This is a genomic window from Enterococcus sp. 5B3_DIV0040 (assembly GCF_002140755.1).
Classification (GTDB): Bacteria; Bacillota; Bacilli; order Lactobacillales; family Enterococcaceae; genus Enterococcus_D; species Enterococcus_D casseliflavus.
This window is the reverse complement of record NZ_NGLC01000001.1, coordinates 2,063,865-2,065,879: the sequence shown is the minus strand read 5'-3', so window position 1 is coordinate 2,065,879 and position 2,015 is coordinate 2,063,865. Positions and strand designations below refer to the sequence as shown.

Genomic DNA, 2,015 nt, shown 5'->3' with positions numbered 1-2,015 from the left:
GACAGATAACAATTATTGCGAGCCGCTTTTAGTGACAGTAGCTAGTATTATTGCTAGAACTAAAAGTAAATTACAAATTTTAATACTGACAAATGATGAAATAAGTTATAAGTATTCGGAAAAAATAATTTTTTTTAATAAAAAGCCAAATGTTTCGGTTTCTTTAATGAAGATAGAGGATGAACAAATCAAGAAGTTTACAGCAAAAAATCATGTATCTCAAAGTGCGTTTATTAAAGTTTTACTTCCCCAGATTTTACATTTCTGGGATGATTGTATTTATTTAGATGGAGATTTGCTCTTTTTGAAAGATGTTAAAAACCTATGGGAATTAAAAAACAGCGATTTTTCAATTCAAGCCGTGCGAGCTGCGAATTATACACAAGATCATAAGTTTTTAGGTTTAAAGGATGAAGAAGAAACATTTAACACTGGTGTTATGATATTGAACTTAAATAAAATGAGGAGGGAAAATTCAACTGATAAATTAATTGATTTTTTGATTAAATATAATTCAAGAACATTATTGAATGATCAAGCTGCTTTTAATGCAATTTTTAAAGATGATTGGGATAAATTAGATATGAAATGGAACGTTTTTGTCCAAAATTTTATTCACGGATCAAAGTATTTAAATTATTCTCAAAAAGAAATCCAGGAATCCAGAAAAAACCCATATATTGTACATTTTAATGGTGCTATCAAACCATGGTTTAAATATTCAGGCCATGCTTATAAAAAGAATTATGTAGATATTTACAAAGATTTATATCATACGTTTCCTTCCAAGCAGAATAATCAAAATATCTGGAGCTTTGTTGTAGAGAAATTTGGCTTTTTTAAAGGCAAAATAAAGCTTTTTTTTAGGATGTGAAGAATTGAGAAAATTAATAGGAAATGTGTTTTATCAAAGCATATTTCAAGTGTTAAAGATAGTTTTACCTGTAATTACGATTCCTATAGTTTCTAAAGCTTTAGGACCGAGTGGAATCGGGGAGTACAACTATATGAATTCAATAGTCAGTTATTTCTTATTATTTGCAGGTTTAGGGATGGATATGTATGGAATAAGAGAGATAGCTATAGTAAGAAATTCTAAAAAGCTATTATCTCAAAAATTTTGGGAGCTACAGATTTTCAACGGAATAATCTCTTTAATAGTCATATTACTATACGCTGGATTTAGTATGCTTTCCAAAAATCCCATATTGTATCTAATCCAAACTTTAATACTTGTAGGGGCGTTTTTTGATATATCTTGGTTTTTTGCAGGAATAGAAGAGTTCAAAGCAATTACAATTAGTAATCTTTTTATCAAAATAATCGGTTTTATTTTTATTGAGTCTATGACTATATTTTTGTCCCAGTTAATTTTGTGGATATTTCTTTTTGGGAAAATTACTTTAGTAAAAATAAATTTCAAAAATGTAATACGCCATACTAAACCAGCAGCTAGCTTTTTTGTAGGTAAAATAGCCACTACATTATACATGAATATCAATAAGACGATCTTAGGACTTATCGGAACTTTTGCCATGGTTGGAATTTTCTCAAATTCAACTAATTTAATTTTTATTGTTGTGGCTCTTGTAGGAACGATAGACACGGTTATGTTACCAAAAATGAGTAATTTACAATCATCTGGAAGTGAAGAAAAGATTATTAAAATTTTGGATACTACACTTCATATTCAAGTGTTTTTTTCCATATTATTTATGTTTGGATTAATCTCTGTTGCTGATTCTTTAGTGTACTGGTTCTTTGGGCCAGAGTTTAGTCAAGCAGCTTTGGTTTTGAAATTGCTATCTCCGTTAATAATTATCAAATGTTTAGGAACATCTATTGTGAAGCAATATCTTATGCCTAAGAATCAAATAAGAAATTTCAATTTATCTGTTATTATTGGAGCTGTTATTAATGCTTTGCTTAATTTTTCTTTAATTCCAGTGTTAGGAGTATTTGGAGCTGTATTTGCAACATTTATAACAGAATCATTAGTTACAGGTATTAGAATC

2 protein-coding genes are annotated in these 2,015 nt (G+C 28.7%); both read left to right on the top strand.

The window, feature by feature from the left end; genetic code table 11:
* A partial coding sequence (locus A5883_RS09725; RefSeq protein ID WP_086338441.1) for a glycosyltransferase family 8 protein occupies positions 1 to 874 on the top strand: 874 nt, incomplete at its 5' end.
* Positions 875 to 878: 4 nt separating this feature from the next.
* Positions 879 to 2,015 (top strand): oligosaccharide flippase family protein (locus A5883_RS09720; protein ID WP_086338440.1); only part of this gene is annotated, 1,137 nt, incomplete at its 3' end.